The organism is Kutzneria sp. NPDC051319 (assembly GCF_040682195.1).
In the GTDB taxonomy this organism is placed as follows: domain Bacteria; phylum Actinomycetota; class Actinomycetes; order Mycobacteriales; family Pseudonocardiaceae; genus Kutzneria.
In genome coordinates this window covers 13,108-29,294 of record NZ_JBFBAM010000032.1, presented here as the reverse complement: position 1 = coordinate 29,294, position 16,187 = coordinate 13,108, and the positions used below count along the sequence as shown (strand labels likewise).

15 protein-coding genes and 1 pseudogene are annotated in these 16,187 nt (G+C 68.5%); 5 read left to right on the top strand and 11 right to left on the bottom strand.

Annotated elements, in window-relative coordinates:
• Positions 1-262: 262 nt before the first annotated feature.
• From AB0M73_RS27950 to AB0M73_RS27915, 8 genes are all read right to left on the bottom strand, one after another.
• Positions 263-673, bottom strand: a complete 411-nt coding sequence (locus tag AB0M73_RS27950) for a hypothetical protein (protein ID WP_363896232.1) — start codon at positions 671-673, stop codon at positions 263-265.
• A gap of 11 nt (positions 674-684) precedes the next feature.
• The gene (locus AB0M73_RS27945; protein ID WP_363896229.1) at positions 685-810 is read right to left on the bottom strand and encodes a hypothetical protein; all 126 of its coding nucleotides are present in this window, start codon (positions 808-810) and stop codon (positions 685-687) included.
• A 215-nt stretch (positions 811-1,025) separates the two neighbouring features.
• Positions 1,026-1,787, bottom strand: coding sequence for a hypothetical protein (locus tag AB0M73_RS27940; RefSeq protein ID WP_363896226.1), 762 nt, complete (start codon positions 1,785-1,787; stop codon positions 1,026-1,028).
• Positions 1,788-1,791: 4 nt separating this feature from the next.
• Positions 1,792-2,721 (bottom strand): ATP-binding cassette domain-containing protein, encoded by a 930-nt coding sequence (locus AB0M73_RS27935; protein WP_363896224.1) that lies wholly within the window; start codon positions 2,719-2,721, stop codon positions 1,792-1,794.
• A 31-nt stretch (positions 2,722-2,752) separates the two neighbouring features.
• Complete coding sequence (locus tag AB0M73_RS27930) at positions 2,753-3,304, bottom strand: hypothetical protein (protein WP_363896221.1); 552 nt, start codon at positions 3,302-3,304, stop codon at positions 2,753-2,755.
• Between the two features lie 153 nt (positions 3,305-3,457).
• Positions 3,458-4,348, bottom strand: a complete 891-nt coding sequence (locus tag AB0M73_RS27925) for a carbohydrate ABC transporter permease (RefSeq protein ID WP_363896218.1) — start codon at positions 4,346-4,348, stop codon at positions 3,458-3,460.
• A gap of 1 nt (position 4,349) precedes the next feature.
• The gene (locus AB0M73_RS27920; protein WP_363896215.1) at positions 4,350-5,252 is read right to left on the bottom strand and encodes a sugar ABC transporter permease; all 903 of its coding nucleotides are present in this window, start codon (positions 5,250-5,252) and stop codon (positions 4,350-4,352) included.
• Complete coding sequence (locus tag AB0M73_RS27915) at positions 5,249-6,559, bottom strand: extracellular solute-binding protein (RefSeq protein WP_363896212.1); 1,311 nt, start codon at positions 6,557-6,559, stop codon at positions 5,249-5,251. The genes AB0M73_RS27920 and AB0M73_RS27915 overlap by 4 nt, the downstream gene beginning before the upstream one ends.
• A 437-nt stretch (positions 6,560-6,996) precedes the next feature.
• Between AB0M73_RS27915 and AB0M73_RS27910 the strand changes: the two are divergent.
• A pseudogene (locus AB0M73_RS27910) lies at positions 6,997-7,341 on the top strand (substrate-binding domain-containing protein); the annotation flags it as partial.
• A 379-nt stretch (positions 7,342-7,720) separates the two neighbouring features.
• On the opposite strand, the gene AB0M73_RS27905 reads toward AB0M73_RS27910, so the two are convergent.
• The gene (locus tag AB0M73_RS27905; protein ID WP_363896209.1) at positions 7,721-8,242 is read right to left on the bottom strand and encodes a glycosyl hydrolase 53 family protein; all 522 of its coding nucleotides are present in this window, start codon (positions 8,240-8,242) and stop codon (positions 7,721-7,723) included.
• Between the two features lie 300 nt (positions 8,243-8,542).
• Between AB0M73_RS27905 and AB0M73_RS27900 the strand changes: the two genes are divergently transcribed.
• Positions 8,543-9,541: an arabinan endo-1,5-alpha-L-arabinosidase gene (locus tag AB0M73_RS27900; protein ID WP_363896206.1), complete on the top strand. Its 999-nt coding sequence runs from the start codon at positions 8,543-8,545 to the stop codon at positions 9,539-9,541.
• A gap of 90 nt (positions 9,542-9,631) precedes the next feature.
• Here the strand turns inward: AB0M73_RS27900 and AB0M73_RS27895 are convergent, their stop codons facing one another.
• Both AB0M73_RS27895 and AB0M73_RS27890 read right to left on the bottom strand, forming a co-directional pair.
• A complete protein-coding gene (locus AB0M73_RS27895; protein ID WP_363896204.1) occupies positions 9,632-12,052 on the bottom strand; it encodes a glycoside hydrolase family 2 protein in 2,421 nt (806 codons plus the stop codon).
• Between the two features lie 32 nt (positions 12,053-12,084).
• Complete coding sequence (locus AB0M73_RS27890; RefSeq protein ID WP_363896323.1) at positions 12,085-13,107, bottom strand: LacI family DNA-binding transcriptional regulator; 1,023 nt, start codon at positions 13,105-13,107, stop codon at positions 12,085-12,087.
• A gap of 209 nt (positions 13,108-13,316) precedes the next feature.
• Here AB0M73_RS27890 and AB0M73_RS27885 point away from each other — a divergent pair, with 209 nt between their 5' ends.
• From AB0M73_RS27885 to AB0M73_RS27875, 3 genes are read left to right on the top strand one after another with little or no spacing between them, the layout of a single operon-like run.
• Positions 13,317-13,472 carry a hypothetical protein gene (locus AB0M73_RS27885; protein ID WP_363896202.1) on the top strand — a complete coding sequence of 52 codons (156 nt, stop codon included), beginning with the start codon at positions 13,317-13,319 and terminating at the stop codon, positions 13,470-13,472.
• Positions 13,473-13,510: 38 nt separating this feature from the next.
• Entirely contained in the window at positions 13,511-15,190 is a 1,680-nt protein-coding gene (locus AB0M73_RS27880) for an ABC transporter substrate-binding protein (protein WP_363896200.1), read from the top strand.
• Between the two features lies 1 nt (position 15,191).
• Positions 15,192-16,181 (top strand): ABC transporter permease, encoded by a 990-nt coding sequence (locus tag AB0M73_RS27875; RefSeq protein WP_363896197.1) that lies wholly within the window; start codon positions 15,192-15,194, stop codon positions 16,179-16,181.
• Positions 16,182-16,187 lie beyond the last annotated feature (6 nt).

The following is a 16,187-nucleotide window of genomic DNA, read 5'->3' as shown; positions in this document are numbered from 1 at the left end:
CCGGTGGTCCGCTCGATCGGAATGCCGATCGCGGATCTGTCCAGCGACGGAAGCCGTGAGGGGCGGAGCGCCGCAGTAGTGACGAAGCCTCGGTAATCGGGGCGCGACGACGGGGCGGGCCGGGGATCTTGCGGCGGGATCCCTGGCCCCGGCCTCACCACCGCGCCGCGGCAGCTTGACCACCAGCTCGTCAGCGGCCTCACCACCCGAGTAGGCCTCGAAGACGGGCGCCGGGCGACTTCCGGCGTTCGGTCAGCGCGGCTCAGTCGGCGTGTCCGGACGGCACCTGAGGAGCGCGCCGGCAAGTGGCCAGCGACACCACCGCCAGCACGGTGTTCACTGCCGAGATGGCCGTGGTGACCTTCGCGGCCTTGGCCGGGAGCTCGCCCCGCCACCCGGCATACGCCGCCGCCACGGTGTCCGAGGCGTGAATCAGCACGGCCTGGGACAGGACCCGACGGGCGGACGCGTCACTCGCACGCAACGTCAGGAGATCGCCTCCCAGCACGATCGTGCGCACCCCGAACATCCGCGCCGGATAGACGAACCGCTTGTCCTCCCCCAGCTCGCCGCCGAGCTGCGCGGCCATCCGCCGGGCCGCGAACAGCCCCACCACGCCGTTGAAGATCCGGATGCCCGCCAGCGCGGTCCGCGTCACGTCACCAGTGTTCATCTGTCCCACCGTCAGTCGTCGTCCACCCGGCGCTTGCCGGTCGCGCGTGCAGTCTTGTTCATGTCCGCGTTTCCCGCCTGGTCCGCGAGGTCCAGGATCCAGGCGCTCCACGCCGCGTCGGCCCGCCGGTCGGGCACCGCGAGGACAGGGAGACGGCCACGACCAGGCCGGTGGCGAAGAAGGTGCGTACCCGCAACGCGTCCGCGCCCGTCAACCGGGCGACCGACCGTTGCAGGCCAGGAACACGTATGGCCCACCGTTGTCGACGAAGCCGGCGCAGCTGGATCCCATCCTGATCTCTCCGGGCGCGCCGATCTGGAACCCGGCCCCACAGGCCGACGAGATCCTCACGTCACGCGTCCCTCTTGTTCACCACCACTATGCCGACGACCAACAGGGCCACCGCGACGCCCATGAAGTAGAGCAGGGACACCCACGGGCTCATCGCGAAGTCGATGCCGGCGCCGCGTCCCTGCACGCCGCCCGTCGCCGGCTCGTCCCCGTTGACGAAGTGCCCGGCGACGTTGAACGGCAGCCAGGCCTGGATCTTGACGCCGATCGTCGGAATGAGCCCGACGAGACTCTCGGCCAGCAGCGACCAGACCAGGATGATCGACACCGCGCCGGCGGTCTGCCGGATCAGCATGCCGACGCCAAGGGCGAGAATCGCGCCGCCGAAGTAGACGAGCCCGACGCCCGCGACGTTGCGCCAGTCCGACGCGGTCCGGATCGCCAGGTCGGCGTCCGGCTTCATCAGCCGCGCCACGCCCCAGCAGGCGAAAGCGATGATCTCGCCGACGATGCCGGCCAGCAGCGCGACGACAACGGTCTTGGACACCAGCACGGCGGTCCGGTTGGGCACCGCCTGGAAGGTGGACTTGATGGTGCCGAAGCGGTATTCGGTGGTGATCGCCAGCGCGGCCATCACCATCACGACCATCAGACCGAAGTTGTAGGCGAACTGCGTGGTGCTCACGGCGAGCGGGAACGTGGTCCCCGCGTTGGCCACCAGCAGCACCGTGAAGCCGACCGTCAGCGCGGCGGCCAGCACCATGCACCACCACGGCGCGCGGGTGGAGAACAGCTTGATGCGTTCGACGTCCAGCAGAGCCATCGGTTCACTTCCCTTCCGGCAAAACGGCATCGCCGAGCCCGGTGTGGTACTCGACCGAGTCCTCGGTCAGCCGCATGAAAGCCTGTTCCAGCGAGCCGCGCTGCGGACTCAGCTCGTGCACCACAGCGCCGATGGCGGCGGCCACGTCACCGATCACCTCGGTTCTCGCGCCGCTGACCTGGAGCCCCTCCCCCTCGGTCACCACCGGGAATCCCTTGTCCACCAAGGCGGCCTCCAGCTTGGCCAGCTGCGGGCTGCGGACGAACACCGTCGAGGTCGACGACCGCTCGATGAACTCGGCGGCGCTGCCCTGTGAGATCAGCCTGCCGCGGCCGATCACGACGAGGTCCTCCGCCGTCAGCGCCATCTCGGACAACAGGTGGCTGGAGACCAGCACCGTGCGGCCCTCGGCGGCCAGGCTCTGCATGAACCGGCGGATCCAGACGATGCCCTCCGGGTCAAGGCCGTTCACCGGCTCGTCGAACAGCAGCACACCGGGATCGCCCAGCAGCGCCGCCGCGATGCCCAGCCGTTGCGACATGCCCAGCGAGAACCCGCCGGCCCGCCGCTTGGCGACCGCGGTCAGGCCGACCAGGTCCAGCACCTCGTTCACCCGACGCGCGGGCAGCCGGTTAGACCTGGCCAGCCACAGCAGATGGGAATAGGCGGACCTGTTGGGGTGCAACCACTTCGCGTCCATCAGGGCACCAACAGTCCGTAGTGGACGGTCGAGCTCCCGATACGTCCTGCCGTCGATGCGCACGCTGCCGGCGGTCGGATTGTCCAGGCCGAGGATCATCCTCATCGTCGTCGACTTGCCCGCGCCGTTCGGCCCGAGGAACCCGGTGACCCGGCCGGGTTGCACGGTGAACGACAGGTTGTCCACGGCCAGCGTCTGCCCGTAGCGCTTGGTGAGTTGCACTGCCTCGATCACGGCCACTCCCCTCACGGTCGACCGAACGTGCTTACCGGACCCGCTTCGACGCGGCGTAGAACTGGCTGGACGCGGGCAGGTAGAGCAGCACCAGGGCAACGACGGCGGCGAGCGCGGAGATGCCGGCGAGCACCGAGAACCCGGTGGCCAGCGACAGCACATGGAGCACGGTCAGCACCGTCAGCACGATGCGGGCCCAGTTGCGCCCGGCCCGCGCCTTGAACGCGAACAGCACGTACAAGCCGGCGAAGATGATCGCGAAGACGGCGGCGACGGCGACACCGACCGTGGCAGCGGTCTGGATCTGCGCCTCGGTCAGGCCGCGTACGCTCGCGGAGCCGCGCAGCGCGGCGACGGCGGCATCGCGCTGGGTGAATCCGACCACGGCGCCGATGACGCCGAGCGCGGCGGTGGCCACCCAGATCCAGAACGAGATCTGCACCGGCTGCGGCGCCGGCAGGTTCTGGGGGCCGCCCAGCTCGCTCTGGCTCAGCGGCGGCGCGGCCATCGGGTTCTGGTTCGGCTGATACGAGCCGGACCGGCCGGGTTGTTGTTGCGGGTACGGGTCCTGTGGGTTCGTCATGGTGCATGACGCTACGGTCGAATACTGCGGCTCGCCCGCCGGAATGGGTCCGGCCGTTAGCGACCTGACACCTTCACGGCGGCAATCGGCCCAGATCGACCACCCGTTCGGCGTTTCCACCACCATTCGACTTCGGTCCGTGACGCCGGCGAGTCACCGACTGAAGCCGGCGGCGAGGCCGCCGAGCAGTTGGCGGCGGCCGAACACGTATAGGGCCAGTATGGGCAGCGTGGTGAGGACGATGGCGGCGACGACGGCGGGGACGTTGACGCTGAACTGGCCCTGGAAGCTCCACAGTGCCAGCGGCAGGGTGCGCCGGGTGGGGCTCTGGGTGAGGATCAGCGGCAGCAGGAATCCGTTCCAGATGGTCAGCGCGTTGTAGATCGTCACGGTCACGATGGCCGGCCGGGTGAGCGGCGCCGCCAGCCGCCACAACGTCATCCACTCGGTGGCGCCGTCGATGCGCATGGACTCGAACAGTTCCTTGGGCACGTCACGGATGAAGTTGGCCAGCACCAGCACGGACAGCGGGATGGCGAACGCGATCGACGGGAGTATCAGCGCCAGCAGGCTGTCGTAGAGACGCAGCCTGATGATGATCAGATAGATGGGGATGACCGTTGCCTGCAGCGGGATGGCGAGGCCCATCAGAAACAGGCCGTTCACCATGCGCAGGAACCGGCTGGGCCAGCCCCGCACGATGGCGTAGGCGGCCATGAAGGAGAACGTCACGGCCGGCACCACCGCGCCGGCCGTGACCACGACACTGTTGACGAAGTACGTGACGAAGTCGGACTGGATGACGAACAGGTAGTTGTCCAGCGTGGGTCTGCTCGGCGGGACCATCGGGTTGCTCGAGTAGTAGCCGCTCTGGGCCTTGAAACTGGTGATCAGAACCCAGTAGACGGGCACGACGACGACGGCCAGCCACAGCCAACCGGCCAGGCCACCGAGCCAGTTGCGCCGATGGGCCGGGCCGGTGCCGCGTTGCCGCACTCGGCGGGAATCCGCCTGATGCCGTGGCTTGGTCAGCGTGGCGCTCATGTCAGACGCCCTCCAACTGGCTCTCACCGGCGTCGCGGCCGCCGAGCCGGCGCAGCAGCAGGGCGAGGACGAGGCCCACCAGGACGAGGGTGACGGCGATGACGCTGGCCGGCCCCATCAGGTTGGCCTGGAAACCCCGTTTGTACATGTCCAGCGCGAGCACCCGGGTGGCATCCCCCGGACCGCCCTCGGTCAACACGAAGATGAGGTCGAAGAACGTCAGCGAGCCGACCACCATGAGCGTCGACGAGGTGATGACAGTGTGTTTCAGCTGGGGCAGCGTGACGTTGAAGAACTGGCGGACCCGGCCGGCGCCGTCCAGTTGCGCGGCCTCGTACATGGACCGCGGAATCTGCCGGACACCGCCCTGGTAGATCAACGAGTGGAACGGGATGAACTGCCAGGAGACGACGAAGATGACGAGTCCGAACGCGAGCCCCGGGCGGCCCAGCCAGTCCTGGCTGAGAAACGCGATGCCCAGCCCGGCGCCGAGCCCGAAGTTCGGGTCCAGCAACGCCTTGTACGCGATCGCGATCGCCGCGGAGCTGAGCAGCAGCGGGATGAAGTACACCACCGACAGCAGCGCGCGGTAGCGCTGCGGGCCGGCCAGGAACGTGCCGAGCAGGATGCTCAGCGGGGTCTGGACCGCCCAGGACGCGACCATCACGAGGAACGTGACCCAGATGGCGTGCGGCAGCCCGGGATCGGTGAGCACGGCACGCCAACTGGTCAGTCCGGAGAACTGGATCTCGCCGATTCCGTCCCACGTCGTGAAGCTCAGCGCGAACACGCCGACGACGGGGATGACGGCGAAGCCGACGAAGAACACCAGCGCCGGCGCGGCCAACCACACCAGGTTGCCGCCTTGGCCGCGCCGCGGCCGGTGTCCGGTGGACGTGGTCACTGGCCGATGACCGCGTTGAGGTTGTCGGCGAACTGCTGCGGCGAGATGGACAGCTGGAACAGCTTCGCGATGTTGTCCAACAGCGGCTCGGCGGCGGTCGGGCTGAGCGCCTGGTCCCAGGACTGGGCGAAGTTCTTGGCTTTGCTGGCGATGTCGTAGGTGAAGCCGAGGAATTCGGCGTTCTTGTCGGCGGCCAGCAGCTTCTGTGTGCCCTTCAGCACCGGGACCCCGCCGGTGCCGATCCACTGCTTCACCTCCTCGTCGTCGAGGACGCCCGTGGCGAAGAACTTCTTGGCGACCGTCTTCTGCTCGGCGGTGGCCTTCGAGGAGATGGACAGGTACTGCGCCGGGTTGCCCACGGTGTCGCTCGGGTCGCCCTTGCCGCCCTCGATCGGTGGGAAGTTCATGAAGCCGAGCCCGCCGCTCGAGACGAAGTCGCCGCCGTTGGCCTGCTGGATGCCGTAGGACCACGCGCCGTGCAGCATCATGGCGGCCCGGCCGGTGTACAGCAGGGCCTGGTCGGCGTTGGAGTCCGCGGTGATCGAGGAGAAGCCCTTGATGAACCCGTCGGCCTTGACCAGGTCCTGCACCCTGGTCAGCGCGGCGATGGCGACCGGGTTGGACCAGGCGTTCTTCTCGCCGGCGAGAATGGCCTGGAACACCTCGGGGCCGCCGAGGCGATCGAACAGGAACTCCAGCCACATCATGTTCGTCCACCGGGACTGGCCGCCGAGGGCGAACGGCGCGATGCCCTTGGCGTTGAACTTGGGCACCAGGGCCATGATGTCGCCCCAGCTCTGCGGCGGTTGCGCGCCGACGGCCGCGAAGACCTTCTTGTTGTAGTACAGGACGATCGGCTGCACGGCCTCGCACGGCCTCGCGTAAATCCTGCCGTCGACGGTCGCGGCGTCGAACGCGGTCGGGAACAGCCGGTCCTTCACAGCGGCGTTCTGGTCGAACCACGAGGTGAGGTCCTCGACCTGGCCGGCCTTGACGTAGGTGCGCAGCGTCCCGCCGCCCCACCCCCAGATGACGGTGGGCGCCTGTCCGGCGCCGATGGCGGTCTTGATCTTCGTCTTGTAGGCGTCGTTCTGGAAGGTGGTCGGGGTGATCTGGCTGTCGGGATTGGCCTTGTTGAACCGGTCGACGGCGCCGGTCCGGACGCCTTCCTGGGGCTGCCCGTTCAGGTACCAGTACGTGGCGCCGCCGGTGCCGGGGCCGGCGGTGCCACAGGCGCCCAGGGCCATCGAGACCGGCACGCCGAGCGCGAGCCCGAGGACGGTACGACGAGAGAGTGGAGTTTCCACGCTGAGTTCTCCGTTCCCGAGACTCGCGGCTCCCCGAGCCGCCTTCGAAAACTTTCGAAAGCAGTAGGCCTACCGAAGCTAGGATTCGCGCCGGTTCATGTCAAGGGCCGACCACGACCGTTGCTGTAATAACGTGTCCTACGTATGCTGGCCGAGATCGAAACATTTCGAAACGAATCGCTTCAGAATGGCGGAGGACGCGGTGACGACGGACGATCGGTCGCCGTCGGCGGACCGGGTCAGGCGGCGCTGGCAGGACCCGACGCTGCCCGTGCCGGAACGGGTCGACGCCCTCCTGGCCGAGATGACGCCGGCGGAGAAGGTCGGGCAACTCGGCAGCCGCTGGGTCGGCAACCACCTGGCCGAGCCGGCCGAGAGCCCACAGGTGGCGCCCATGCGTGACGCGTGCCCCCGCGCCTACGTCCGGCCGGGAGAATTTCACCTACCGGAGCGGTCTGCTCGGCGCCGGGGCGCTGCTGGACCTCGCAGAGCCACCGACGGCGATCTTCGCCGGCAATGACGAGATCGCGCTGGGCATAATCGAGACCGCCCGTACCCGCGGCCTGCGCATTCCGGAAGACCTGAGCGTGGTCGGCTTCGACGACACGCTCCTCGCCCGGATGGCCTCGCCGCCGCTGACCACCGTACGACAGCCGCTGCGGGAGATGGGCGGCGTCGCCCTGCGGACCGCGCTTCGCCTGGCCGACGGCGAGAAAATCGAGTCCCACCACATCGAACTCGCCACCGAACTGGTGGTACGCAACTCGACCGCGCCCCTCTAGCCGTAGGTCCGGACACCCGGCCCAGGACACCACGCCCATGCGAGCGGTTGTCACGGATCGATGATCTCCACGACGAGCGTGGGTTCAACGTCCTCAAGCAGTGGCGGGGTATCGCCATTCGGAACGACAAGCTCGCGGTGGTCTACCGGGCGGCGATCGTCCTTCACGCCGTGGTCACGTGGACCACAGCATTGTCAGACACGCCCTTGCCGCCGTCGACTCAGAACTGGGTGAAGAACCGCCACGTCAGGCCCGGAAGGTACGACAGCAGTTCGGTGTGCCGGCCGTCGAACGCGATCCACTCGACCGGGTGCCGGGCCAGCGGCTACCCACTTGCACACCACAAGAAGCACTCGACCGTGCTGGCGGCCGCCACGGTTCACACGGCGGTGAAGCCGTTCATGATTGCGGTCGGCTCATGGGTGGCGGAGTCCCAGGCGCCGTTGCCGTAGCCGACCTCGGGTTCCCAGTACAGCAGTCCCTGTCCGCCGTCGTTCTTGAGCGCGGTCAGGTACGCCTTGATCGTGGCTTCCGTGCTGCTCACCTTGCTGACCGGTCCGCCGAACTCGACCTGCATGTAGGGCTTGCCGTACGCGTTCGAGATCGACTTCATGTTGGCCACGATGCTCGGCGCGAGGCTGGCGCTGCCGTAGGAGGAGAAACCGTTCATGTCCCACTTGCCGCCATGCCCGCTGAAGCCGCTGAAGAAGGTCGTCATGGAGCTGTACTTCTGCGGCTGCGCCAGGTGAATCATGACCAGGGCGTTGGGGAAGACCTGCTTGACCTCGTCGTGTGCGGCATTGAGCAGCCCGGTCATCTGCGCCGGGTTCGTCACGCTGCCGACCGGGTGGCAGATGCCCGAGTTGATCTCGTTGCCGATCTGCACCCAGGTCGGCGTCACGCCGACGACCGTCGCACAGGCGGCGTCAGCAGCACCGGGATGCCGCCCCGGTCACGCACACCGGTTGACCATCTTCGTGACGTTGCCACGGAGGGCGGTCCCCGTGGTGTCCTTGTCGTTGTGCCCGAACCACATACCGCTCCGCTGTGAAACCTTCATGAGCGGATGCCGCGATCCGACGATGGCCCAGCGCAGGACGGTTGTCCAATCTTGGGAGCGTTCACAATGGACGAATGCACCGCGCCGCCGGGCGGCTCCCCCGGCAGCATCCACACTCCCCTCCCGACTCGGCATGGAGGCATGCTCGTGACTTCCATCCTTCGACGTCGCACCGGCGTGCTGTTGCTGGCCGCGTTGGTGCTGGCCATGATCACCGCCTTCGCCCCGGACGCCGCAGCGGCGGCCTATCCGAACCCCGAGACGATCAGCGGCGCCACCTACGCGCACGACCCGTCCATGATCAGGACCGCATCCGGCCGCTACTACCTGTTCTACACCGGCGGCGGCATCCAGATCAGCACCTCCACGGACCGGGTGCACTGGACCGCCGCCGGGCAGGCACTGCCCGGCGGCGCGACCTGGGCCACCGCGTACAAGGGCTGGAAGGACCTGTGGGCGCCGGACGTCTCCTTCCACAACGGCGTGTACTGGCTCTACTACGCCGTCTCCTCCTTCGGCTCCAACCACTCCGCCATCGGCCTGGCCACCAGCACCACCGCCGCACCCGGCTCATGGACCGACCACGGCCTGGTCTACTCCTCGCAGAGCAGCGGCGACTACAACGCGATCGACCCGGCGCTGACGGTGGACGCGGCCGGGCGCTGGTGGCTGTCGTTCGGCTCGTTCTGGTCCGGCATCAAGATGATCCAGCTCGACCCGGCCACCGGAAAGCAGCCGGCGAGCAACACCACCCGCTACGGTATCGCCCAGCGGCCCAGCCCCGACGCGATCGAAGGCGCCTACGTCTATCCGCACGGCGGCTACTACTACCTGTTCACCTCGTTCGACTACTGCTGCCGCGGCACCAACAGCACCTATCGGATCATGGTCGCCCGCGCCACCAGCCCCACCGGCCCGTACGTGGACGAGAACGGCGTGAGCGCGACTTCCGGCGGCGGCACTCAGATCCTCGGCACCCACGGCTACGTGATCGGCCCCGGCGGGCAGACGGTGCTGCACGACAACGACGGCGAAGTGCTCGTCTACCACTACTACAACGGAAATCAGGGTGGCACCGCCCAACTCGGGCTCAACCACCTGTCCTGGAGTGCCAACGGCTGGCCCACCGTCGTGAGCTGAGCCGGGTCGTCGAGCACGACGTCGTCCGGACACCCCGAGGGCGAGCGAACCACCGCTGGCGTGCCAGCGGTGGTTCGGCGACGTGCACGGTCACTGCCGTTGGCCGAGCTGATTCGCGCACCGCAGCACCATCGGGTCAAGCAGCCGCGCCGGATCGAGTTCGGCGGAAGTCCGCACCAGGAAAGAGGTTTTCTCGCCCGGCAGCAAGGTCGTCAGCATGTCGCTGACCTCCGCGTCCCCGGCCACCCGGTCGGCGAGCACCGCGAGATCTCGCAACAGGGTCTCGGCGGTGACGGTGAGCAGGTAGCCGGTGGGCACCGGCACGGCCTCCACATCGAACCGCGGCGCCGGCAGCGACAGCAGCCGGTCGGGCCGGTAGAACCAGGTCGCCCGGACGTCGGCGGCGTCGGCGACCAGCAGCTCGGACTCCGGCCGCTGGGCATCGACCAAGCCCGCCGGCAACACCGTGGTCACGGTTTGCCTTGCCGCGGCGTCGACATCAACCAGAAGATCATCGAGCACGTCGCCGTCGAAGGACATCCGCCGCACGTGCACGCTCGCGGTCCAGTCGCGGTCGCTGTCGTTGACGGCGACCAACGCCAGATCGGCCCCGCGCGGCTGCACGGTCAGCAGCCGGTCGGCGTAGGCGTTGCGTAAGGCGTACCAGGCCGGCTTGCGACCGCCGTCGCCGTCGATCACCGCCCAGGACGTCACCGGCCAGCAGTCGTTGAGCTGCCACACAATCGTGCCGGCGCACCGCGGTGCCCACGATCGGAAGTGCTCGATCCCCACGGTCAGCGCCCGCGCCTGGTTCAGCTGCGTCGCCCAGTGCCAGTCCTCGACCGTGAGCGGCGGCGGGAAGTGCTCCGCCAGCCTCGCTTCGAGCTTGCCGGCGCCGTCCTCCGCCTTCTGGTGCGCCAGCATGTGCGGCGAACGCGGAGTCAACGGTTCGTCATGCACCGCTCGCACCAGGGTCGACCATCTTGGCGGCCCCTGGAAGCCGAACTCGGCGGCGAACCGGGGGATGTGCTCGCGGTAGGCGAGATAGTCACGGTGGTTCCAGACGTCCCAGATGTGCATGCTGCCGTGGTCGGGATCGTCGGGGTCCACGTCGGGGGACATCGACCAGGGACTGTGTGGCGTGTACGGCCGGGTCGGGTCCAGTTCGGACAGCAACTTGGGCAACAGGTCGAGGTAGTAGCCGAGGCCCCAGCTGAGCTCGCCGAGCCGCTCCTGCCAGCCCCAGTTGTGGTAGCCGGACGCGCACTCGTTGCCGCCGTTCCACACCGCGAGACTGGGATGCGGGCACAGTCGGGTGATTGCCTCCCGCGCCTCGGCCGCGACCTCGTCGTAGAGCGGCTGTTCCTCGGGATACGCGGCGCACGCGAACAGGAAGTCCTGCCACACCAACAGTCCCATCCGGTCACACAGGCCGTAGAAGTCCTCGCTCTCATAGATCCCGCCGCCCCACACCCGGACGAGGTTGACGCCCGCGTCGCACGCCTGCGTCAGCCGGTCGCGGTAGCGGTGCTCGTCGACCCGGTGCGGGAAACAGTCGTCGGGGATCCAGTTGACACCGCGGGCGAAAATCGGCTTCCCGTTGACCACCAAGGTGAACGAGGTGCCGAGTTCGTCGGGCTCGCTGCGCACCTCGACCGTACGGAAGCCGATCTCCCCCACCCAGGTGTCGATCACGCCCTGCGCGCCGATCAGCTCGACCCGAACCGGGTAGAGCGGTTGCGCGCCGTGACCGCGTGGCCACCACAGCCGCGGGTTGTCCACCGCGACCTCGACGACGGTGCTGTGCACCCCCTCCGGGAGCGTGCTCTGCGACACTGTGTCGCCAACCCGCACCGCCACCAGCAGGTGATCGTCCACTGTGGCCCCTGAGCGCCGCACGTCCAGATGCACTGCGACACCTGCCTTCTGCACCGAGGCCAGCGGACGCACCGCCGCCAGCCGGGCCGTCGACCAGGACTCCAGGGCGATCGGCCGCCAGATGCCGGCCGTCACCAGCTCCGGCCCCCAGTCCCAGCCGAAGTTGCAGGCCATCTTGCGCAGGTAGTTGTACGGGAAGCGGTTGACGTGCGGCCGGTCACCGAGTTCCGCCCGCGCCTTCTCGACGTGATCGAGCGCGGACGCGAACGTCACGATCAGCGTGTTGACACCGACCCGCAGCAGCTCGCGCACCTCGAACCGGTAGGTGCGGTGCATGTTGTGGGTTTCACCGACGATCGTGCCGTTCAGCTCGATCGTGGCGATGGTGTCCAGTCCCTCGCAGACCAGGTCGACATGGTCGTGGCCGTCGGGTTCCCAGTCGAACACGGTCGCGTAGCACCAGTCGGTGCGGCCGATCCAGGCCAGGTCCGCCTCGTTGCCGTCCAGGTAGGGATCGGGAATCCGCCCGGCGGCCAACAGATCGGTGTGCACGCAGCCGGGAACGGCGGCGTCGATGACCGGTCCCCCGGATGCGGGACGCAGTGTCCATCCTTGCGACAGGGGTTTCCTCACCCGGATGTTTCTACGGTGATTAACCGGTTAAGTCAACGCTCCGTCCGGGGTGGCCCGGTGCTGCCCCTGACGACCAGCGTGGGCTGCGCGGCGGCCTGGTCCTCAACCACCTCGCCGTCCAGCAGGCGCAGCAGCATGGACACCGCCAGCTCGCCGTAGTCCACCACCGGCCTGCGCAGCGCGCTCAACGCCGGTCGGACCAGCCGGCACAGCACCGAATCGTCCCAAGCCACCAGGGAAAGGTCGCCGGGCACCGACAGGCCCAACTCCTGGGCGACGCCGAGCGCGGCCGTGGCCATCACGTCGTTGTCGAACACCAGCGCGGTCGGCGGGCGCTCCGCCACCAGCGCACGCCGGGCCGCGCTGGCGCCGCCCTCGTCGGAGTAGTCGGTGTGCACGGTCCGCGACTCGGTCATGCCCAGCCGGGCAGTGGCCGCGGCGAACGCCTGCGCGCGAACCCTGGTGTGCACGAACTCCGCGGGGCCGGCGATGTGCACCACCCGCCGGTGCCCCAGCGCGGCGAGGTAGTCGAGCACCTCGGTCATGCCGGCGGCGTCGTCGGTCCAGGCACACGGCAGGTCGGCACGCCCCAGTGGCCCGCCGATCACCACCGCCGGCAGGCCGAGCCCGGTGACCAGGTCCAGCCTGGCGTCCTCCACGCGCAGGTCGACCAGCAGCACGCCGTCGACTCGGCGCTCGGCGTGCCAGCGCCGGTAGATCTCCAACTCGACGGCCTGACGGGAGGACACCTGCATGAGCAGCGAGGTCTGCCCCTCGCCGAGGCCGTTCTGGATGCCCGCCATCAGCCGCATGAAGAAGGGCTCCACGCCCAGCACCTCGGCGGGCCGGTCGACGACGACGCCGATCGCGCCCGCCTTGCCGTCCGACAGCGCCCTGGCCGCGCTACTGGGCGCCCACCCCAACTGCCGGGCGATGGCCGCGATGCGCCGCCTGGTGTCGTCGGAGACGCCGGGCCGACCGTTGAGCGCGTAGGAGACCGCCACCTTGGAGACTCCGGCCTCCCTGGCGATGTCCGCGATGGTAGGACGTCTCACCAAGATTGCCTCCGAACGCGCTGAACCGGTTAGGCCGAGCTTAGCAATCAAGGGCCGCGACGCAGCCGCCACCAGGACCGATGCCGATCCGACCCGACACCTCTCATGGCAGGGGACTGTACCGGTTAACAGCACTTCAGCGACGGACCTCGACCATTGACGCTTAACCGGTTCCGTGTTTGGCTTGCCAGCTCATGGGAGGGGTTGCCATGGACGCCAGGGCACACACGCCTTTCCCCGCTGGACGCCGCCGCGGCGCCAGCGGCGCCGGCTTCGCCACCGGGTCCCCTGCCGCCGCTCGACCGAACGGTTTCGTCACCGCCCATCTGCTCGGCGAGGACGCCGAGGCGATGGTCGGCAGCTAGCCACCCGCACGGAAGCCGGAGCCAGGAGAGGATCAACGATGTTCCCACAGGCACGTCGTGGCCGCGCACGCGCGGCCGTCGTCGCAGTGGTCGCGGTCGCCGCGCTCGCCACCGGATGCGCGAGCGGCAAGAGCGCCGCCGACACCGGCACGCTCGTCGTCTACACCGGACAGGCCGGCGACTACCAGGTCAACTTCAACCCGTTCTCGCCGAGCCCGATCGAGGGCCCCGGCACGATCTTCGAGCCGATGTTCTACTTCAACCAGGTGCGAACCGACCCGCCCAAGCCCCTGCTCGGCACGGCGTACAGCTGGAACGCCGACGGCACCCAGCTGTCGATCACGTTGCGCGACAACGCCACCTGGACCGACGGCCAGAAATTCACCGCCGACGACGTGGTGTTCACCCTGGACATGGTCGCGGCCAACAAGTCCATCAACGCCACCGGCTACGACGGGCAGGCCAAGGCGGTCGACCCCGCCCACGTCGTGATCACCTTCCCCGAGCCGGCCTACATGCAGGGGCCACAGGTGCTCGGCCGGCTGTACATCGTGCCGCGGCATCTGTGGAAGGACGTCAAGGACCCGGCCACCGACGTGGTGGCCAAACCGGTGGGCACCGGGGCGTACGAACTCGCGGAGTTCAAGCCGCAGGCCTTCACGCTCAAGGCCAACCCGCACTACTGGGGCGGCGAGCCCGCGGTGAAGCAGCTGCGCTACCTGGCGCTGTCGGGCAACCAGTCCGGCGCCGACGCGCTGGCGGCCGGTCAGATCGACTGGCAGACCGGACCGGTGCCCGACATCAAGAACGTGGCCAAGAACTATCCCGGCTACCAGGCGATCACCGTGCCGATGAACCAGATGGCGCTGTTCACCTGCGCCAACGCCCAGCTGGGCTGCACCGGCCCGCAGACCGATCCGGCCGTGCGCCAGGCCATCTACTACGCGATCAACCGCAAGCAGCTCAACTCACTCGCCTTCGAGGACACCGCGAGCCCCATCTCCCCCGGCTTCGCGCTGGCCGGCCGCGACGACAAGCTGATTTCGGGCAAGCTGCGGAACAAGCTGGCGCCGGACGCGCCGGACACCGCCAAGGCCGAGCAGCTGCTCCAGCAGGCCGGCTACCGCAAGGGCGCCGACGGCGGGTACGCCAAGGACGGCACGCCGCTGACGCTGACCGTGCAGGTGGTGTCCGGCTGGACGGACTACATCACCGCCGTGAACACGATGGCCCAGCAGCTGCAGAAGATCGGCATCAAGCTGACCGCCCAGCAGGAGTCCTGGAACCAGTGGTCAGACTCGCGCGGCCGGGGCCAGTTCCAGCTGCTGATCGACTCGCTCTACCAGGGTCCGGCCGCCGACCCGTACTACCTCTGGAACTACTTCTTCGACAGCGCCAACACCGCACCGGTCGGCCAGACCGCCAACCCCGACTTCGCCCGGTTCTCCGACCCCGACGTGGACAAGGCGCTGGCCGAGCTGCGCAAGACGCAGACCAGCGACACGGCCGCCCGGCAGCCGTACTACGACACCATTCAGTCCCACATCGAGGACCAGCTGCCCTACATCCCGATCCTGACCGGCGGCACCACCAGCGAGTACAACGCGAAGAAGTTCACCGGCTGGCCCAGCAAGGACAACCTGTACGCCTTCCCCGCGGTGTGGGGACGGCCGGACGCGGCGCAGGTCTTCACCGCGCTCAAGCCCACCGGGCAGTGACATGGCGTACTACGCGCGCAAGATCGGCTTCTACGTGGTCGCGCTCTGGGCGGCGGTCACGCTGAACTTCCTCATCCCCAGGCTGATGCCGGGCAATCCGGTGGACACCCTGATGGCGAAGCTGGCGCAGCGGGGCGGCGCCGTCGATCCGTCGGTGCGCCGGGCCTACGCGCTGATGCTCGGCACGAACGACGGCCAGTCGCTGCCCCAGCAGTACTTCGGCTACCTCGGCAACCTGCTGCACGGGGAGTTCGGCATCTCGGTCAGCGAGTTCCCGGCCAAGGTGTCCGACGTGATCATGCAGTCGCTGCCGTGGACCGTCGTCCTGGTCGGCGTGGCGACGGTCATCTCGTTCGTGGTCGGTGTGGGACTGGGCGCGGTGGTCGGGTGGAAGCGTGGCAGCTGGCTGGACACCCTGGTGCCGGCGACCACCGTGCTGGCCGCGGTGCCGTACTTCTGGCTGGCGCTGATCCTGGTGGCGCTGTTCGCTTCGGCACTCGGCTGGTTCCCGCTCAACGGCGGCTATGACGTCACGCTCACGCCCGGGTTCAATGCCGACTTCCTGTCCTCGGCCGTCTACCACGCGGCGCTGCCGGCGCTGACGATCGTGATCTCCTCGGTCGGCGGCTGGCTGCTGGGCATGCGGAACATGATGGTGTCGGCCGGTTCGGAGGACTACGTGCTGACCGCCCAGGCCAAGGGGCTGCGCGACGCCAGGGTGATGATCCGCTATGCCGCCCGCAACGCCGTACTGCCCTCGGTCGCCGGCTTCGCGATCTCGCTGGGCTTCGTGGTGTCCGGCTCCATCGTCACGGAGCAGGTCTTCTCGTATCCGGGCATCGGATCCAAGCTGCTGCAGGCCGTCCAGAACAACGACTACGCGCTGATGCAGGGGGTCTTCCTGGTGATCACGGTCGCCGTGCTGGGCGCCAACCTCGTCGTCGACCTGCTCTACGGCCTGCTCGACGCCCGTACCCGCGTGAGCCACTGAGGAGAG

What these genes read in the sequence shown, in the direction of transcription:
- AB0M73_RS27950 (WP_363896232.1), bottom strand. Translation starts at nt 673, where the DNA reads ATGAACACTGGTGACGTGACGCGGACCGCGCTGGCGGGCATCCGGATC.
- AB0M73_RS27930 (WP_363896221.1), bottom strand. Translation starts at nt 3,304, where the DNA reads ATGACGAACCCACAGGACCCGTACCCGCAACAACAACCCGGCCGGTCC.
- AB0M73_RS27940 (WP_363896226.1), bottom strand. Translation starts at nt 1,787, where the DNA reads ATGGCTCTGCTGGACGTCGAACGCATCAAGCTGTTCTCCACCCGCGCG.
- AB0M73_RS27875 (WP_363896197.1), top strand. Translation starts at nt 15,192, where the DNA reads ATGGCGTACTACGCGCGCAAGATCGGCTTCTACGTGGTCGCGCTCTGG.
- AB0M73_RS27925 (WP_363896218.1), bottom strand. Translation starts at nt 4,348, where the DNA reads ATGAGCGCCACGCTGACCAAGCCACGGCATCAGGCGGATTCCCGCCGA.
- AB0M73_RS27885 (WP_363896202.1), top strand. Translation starts at nt 13,317, where the DNA reads ATGGACGCCAGGGCACACACGCCTTTCCCCGCTGGACGCCGCCGCGGC.
- AB0M73_RS27900 (WP_363896206.1), top strand. Translation starts at nt 8,543, where the DNA reads ATGCTCGTGACTTCCATCCTTCGACGTCGCACCGGCGTGCTGTTGCTG.
- AB0M73_RS27880 (WP_363896200.1), top strand. Translation starts at nt 13,511, where the DNA reads ATGTTCCCACAGGCACGTCGTGGCCGCGCACGCGCGGCCGTCGTCGCA.